The 4,104-nt window shown below is 70.6% G+C and carries 5 protein-coding genes; 2 read left to right on the top strand and 3 right to left on the bottom strand.

Annotated features, from left to right (window positions below; all coding sequences use genetic code 11):
* The 3 genes from IE312_RS05845 to IE312_RS05835 all read right to left on the bottom strand — a co-directional run.
* A partial coding sequence (locus IE312_RS05845; protein ID WP_189978935.1) for a DUF5667 domain-containing protein occupies nt 1-840 on the bottom strand: 840 nt, incomplete at its 3' end.
* A 235-nt stretch (nt 841-1,075) separates the two neighbouring features.
* Nucleotides 1,076-1,855, bottom strand: coding sequence for an ECF subfamily RNA polymerase sigma factor, BldN family (locus tag IE312_RS05840; RefSeq protein ID WP_189978933.1), 780 nt, complete (start codon nt 1,853-1,855; stop codon nt 1,076-1,078).
* A 330-nt stretch (nt 1,856-2,185) separates the two neighbouring features.
* On the bottom strand, nt 2,186-3,106 hold the full coding sequence (locus tag IE312_RS05835) for an HAD family hydrolase (protein ID WP_189978931.1): 921 nt from the start codon (nt 3,104-3,106) through the stop codon (nt 2,186-2,188).
* A gap of 117 nt (nt 3,107-3,223) precedes the next feature.
* Between IE312_RS05835 and IE312_RS05830 the strand changes: the two genes are divergently transcribed.
* Complete coding sequence (locus IE312_RS05830; RefSeq protein WP_189978929.1) at nt 3,224-3,505, top strand: glutaredoxin family protein; 282 nt, start codon at nt 3,224-3,226, stop codon at nt 3,503-3,505.
* 281 nt (nt 3,506-3,786) lie between these two features.
* The coding region (locus tag IE312_RS39000) for a winged-helix domain-containing protein (protein WP_306419713.1) at nt 3,787-4,104 on the top strand (318 nt) is incomplete at its 3' end.

Below are 4,104 nucleotides of genomic sequence, written 5' to 3'. Positions count from 1 at the left end.
GACCGACGACACCTGCTGTTTGACGTCGCCCAGCTGGACGGGCAGCCTGTCGCTGAGCGCGCTCCAGGCCTCGCGGTGGGATCTGGAGAACGCCGACAGCGCCTGGATGGGACCGAGGGAGTCCGGATCTGCCTCGTAGGCCGCGTGGAGCAGCCGGTGGCCCTCGGTGACGTCGTGCTGCATCCCGGACAGGGTGCGGCGGATCTCGCCGATGGACTCGTGGTCCAGGTGGCCGCCGCGGCCGCGCTCGAGCAGCCGGCGGGCCTCGTTCAGCCGGGTGGAGGCCTGGTCGAGGTAGGTCTGGCCGCGCTGGTCGTCGCCGTCGGTCAGGTAGTTGAGCTTGAAGTCCTCGATGCCGCGCTTCAGGCCGTACAGCGAGTCGCCGGGCAGGGCGTCGGAACTGGCGGCGGCGACCCCGCCGAAGGCCCCGGCGGCCACGCCCACGCTCAGCCCGCCGGCCGCGAGGCCCTTGGTCAGCCTGGTGCGCGGGCGGAGTTTGCCCAGCGGGCTCGCCCGGTGCGCGCCCCTGGCCCGGTGGGACCGCTGTTCCGGTACCGACGCGTCCGCCGCCCCGGTCCCCTCCTGGAGCATGGCCTCCATCGCGGCCACCAGTTGGGCCCGCTGGACGACCTTGACCTCCGGGTCGAGCTGCGGCTTGGGCAGTGCGCCGAGACCCTCCGCCAGGGCCAGCAGCACGCCCTGTTCGGTGTGTTCCTCTGCGGCCGGCGGCGACTCCGCCGGTGCTGCGGACTGCTCGGCCGCCGTGTCCCGGTCGGACTGCTCGTCCAGGGCCTGGGCGAAGGCGTTCGCCCGCCGGTGCGCCGATACGTTCGCGATCACTGGCGGCACCTCCTCTCGTCATGACGGTCGACTCCCCAGGGGGTCCTGAGGGTTGCACGCCCACGACCACTTCCCACGATCGAGCGATCAGGGTCGGCCGGAACGTGACCACAGGGAGCCTGTATCCCGCACAACGACTGGGGCGGCACTTGGGTTACGGACGGCGGATGAACGAATCGGAGAGGCAACGTTGCTTCGCTTCGGGTGAGTTGGGCGTCGCTCCCAGTGGCGGTCGTCAGCGGGCGTCGTCCGGCAGCAGCCGGGCGAGGGTGCGTACGGCGCGGTACTGGAGGGTCTTGATGGCGCCCTCGTTCTTGCCCATGACCCGGGCCGTCTCGGCGACCGAGAGGCCCTGGAGGAAGCGGAGCGTCACGCACTCCTGCTGCTGCGGGTTGAGCCGCCGTACGGCCTCGAGCAGGGCGGCGTTCGACAGGGACTCCAGGACGGAGTCCTCCGGGGAGCGCTCGACCTCGTTGGCGTCGAGCATCTCGCCGGTGGTCACCTCCAGCCGGAAGCGGCTGGACTTGAAGTGGTCGGCGACCAGGTTGCGGGCGATCGTCACGAGCCACGCGCCGAAGTCGCGGCCCTGCCAGGTGAAGGTGCCGATCCTCCTGAGCGCCCGCAGAAAGGTCTCGCTGGTGAGGTCCTCGGCGGTGGCCCGGCCGCCCACGCGGTAGTAGATGTAGCGGTAGACGGTGTCGCTGTACTGGTCGTAGAGCCGTCCGAAGGCCTCGGCCTCCCCCGCCTGGGCGCGTTCGACCAGGTCCATCATCCGGGCGCTGTCGCTGTCGGCGGCGGGGCGGCGGGTGGTGCCCGCGCCGGTGGCACGCCCCCGTCTGCCGACGGCGGCGCTGCCGTCGGCCAGTGCGTAGCACGGGCCCGCGGGCGCGGCGGTGGCGAAGGCCGGGACGGCGTACGCGGTGGGGACGAAGCCGCGCAGCGTCTCTTTGACCGTCGCGATCCGTGCGCGCAGCGTAGCCAGGCCCGAGGCGTCAACCCCGACGTGTGGGTACACGGGACTCCCAGAGGCAGAGCTTCCATCACGTGCAGTGCGGGACCTTTCACCCGTCGTAGCGACGGAGGGGTACCGGTTTGCGTCTGAGGAGAATAACGCTTCGTACAGGTGCTGCTACACCGAGTTGTTCAAATCATCGATTGCGTCGCATCTGTAGCCGTTTGGTGGCTGTTCAAGTTCCACAACCTGATCGGTTGTTGACCGGAATGGTGCCTGTTTCGGCAAGGTACAGGGCGTGTTGAAATGGCCGCGGCATAATTCGTGCGCGCGGGACCGAGGGGTGCGGGGGGACCGAGGGATGCGGGCGGGCCGCGGGACGCGGCCGCGCGGCTATCGCCGGCGCCGGCTCAGGGCGATGGCCGCCGCGGTGCCGCCGGCGACCGCGCCGACGCCCGCCGCGGCCGGGATGCCGACCTTCGCGGCCTTGCGGCCGGTGCGGTAGTCGCGCAGACGCCAGTCCTGCTCACGGGCGTGCCTGCGGAGCTTGGCGTCGGGGTTGATGGCGTAGGGGTGGCCGACCAGGGACAGCATGGGGATGTCGTTGTGGCTGTCGCTGTAGGCCGCGCAGCGGGACAGGTCCAGGCCCTCGGCGGCGGCCAGGGCGCGCACCGCCTCCGCCTTGGCCGGCCCGTGCAGCGGCTCGCCGACCAGCTTGCCGGTGTAGACGCCGTCGACGGACTCGGCGACCGTGCCGAGCGCGCCGGTCAGGCCGAGGCGGCGGGCGATGACCTGGGCGATCTCGACCGGGGCCGCGGTGACCAGCCACACCTTCTGGCCGGCGTCCAGGTGGGCCTGCGCGAGGGCGCGGGTGCCGGGCCAGATGCGGTCGGCCATGTACTCGTCGTAGATCTCCTCGCCGATCGACTCCAGCTCGGCGACCCGGTGGCCCTTGACGATCGACAGCGCCGAGTCGCGGGCGTCCTGCATGTGCTCGGGGTCCTCGACGCCGGCCAGCCGGAACCACGCCTGCTGCCAGGCGAACCTGGCGAGGTCGCGGGTCTCGAAGAACTTCCGCTTGTACAGTCCCCGGCCGAAGTGGAACAGCGCGGCGCCCTGCATGACCGTGTTGTCGAGGTCGAAGAAGGCGGCGGCGCTGATGTCGCCGATCACCGGGAACTGCGGTTCCTCCGGCGCGGTGAGCGGGGCGTCCTGCGAGGACTTGCGGGCGGCCTCCGCCGAGGCCTCGCCTGCCAACACGCTCCGCGCCGTGGCGGAGCGCCTACGGGGTGTGAGCCATCCGAGAGCGGCCATGACGTGAGCATAGCCAGTCCGTTCGGCGGTTCCGGTGCCGCGAGGTGGGCGCGGTGTGAACTCTGCGCGACCGGATGCTCGGGGAAGCGATCCGGAACGGGCACGGAGCGGGCGAGAATGGCCGGCATGAGTCCCTTCTTCCGACGCAGGTCCGAGCCGCGCGCGCGGCTGGTCACGCTCGTCCGCAAGCCCGGCTGCCACCTGTGCGACGACGCGCAGGCGGTGGTCGAGAAGGTGTGCGGCGACCTCGGTGTGCCGTGGGAGCCGAAGGACATCACCGAGGACCGCGAGCTGCACGACCGCTACTGGGAGCAGATCCCGGTCGTCCTGATCGACGGTGAGCAGCACACCTTCTGGCGCGTGAACGAGGAACGGCTGCGGCGGGCACTGACCGAGTAGTCCAAACTGGCCGGAAAGTCGCTTAGGATCGACGGCGGTCTGGTTCTCGGGGGCGGGATTCGTGAGGAGAGTGTGCGGTTTTGCCCCCAGTAATGAAGGAGCGGCGGTGCGTAGGCGCCCGTTCCCTGCGAGGGCGTGAAACCCGCGTGACCCCGGTCACTTCTGCCGGGCAAATCGGACACCATCTTTGTGCACGCGTTCACAAAGACATAGCCTGCTGTCGACGGGGCGGTCTGGGGACGTATGACCGCCTGCAGCCCCGCTCTACCCGCAGGAGCACCGTGGCAACTGGCCGAACACACCGACCGGCGACCCGTAGCCGAGGGATTCCCGAGGCCACCGTCGCCCGGCTTCCGCTGTACCTCCGAGCCCTGACCGCACTGTCGGAGCGCTCGGTCCCCACGGTCTCCTCCGAGGAGCTGGCCGCGGCGGCGGGGGTCAACTCCGCCAAGCTGCGCAAGGACTTCTCGTACCTGGGCTCCTACGGAACGCGCGGTGTCGGCTACGACGTGGAGTATCTCGTCTACCAGATCTCCCGTGAACTCGGCCTCACCCAGGACTGGCCGGTTGTGATCGTCGGCATCGGAAACCTCGGCGCC

The sequence above is a fragment of the Streptomyces capoamus genome (assembly GCF_014654935.1).
GTDB classification, from domain to species: domain Bacteria; phylum Actinomycetota; class Actinomycetes; order Streptomycetales; family Streptomycetaceae; genus Streptomyces; species Streptomyces capoamus.
Note: the sequence above shows the minus strand (reverse complement) of the source record. Positions and strands in the feature narration are given on the sequence as shown.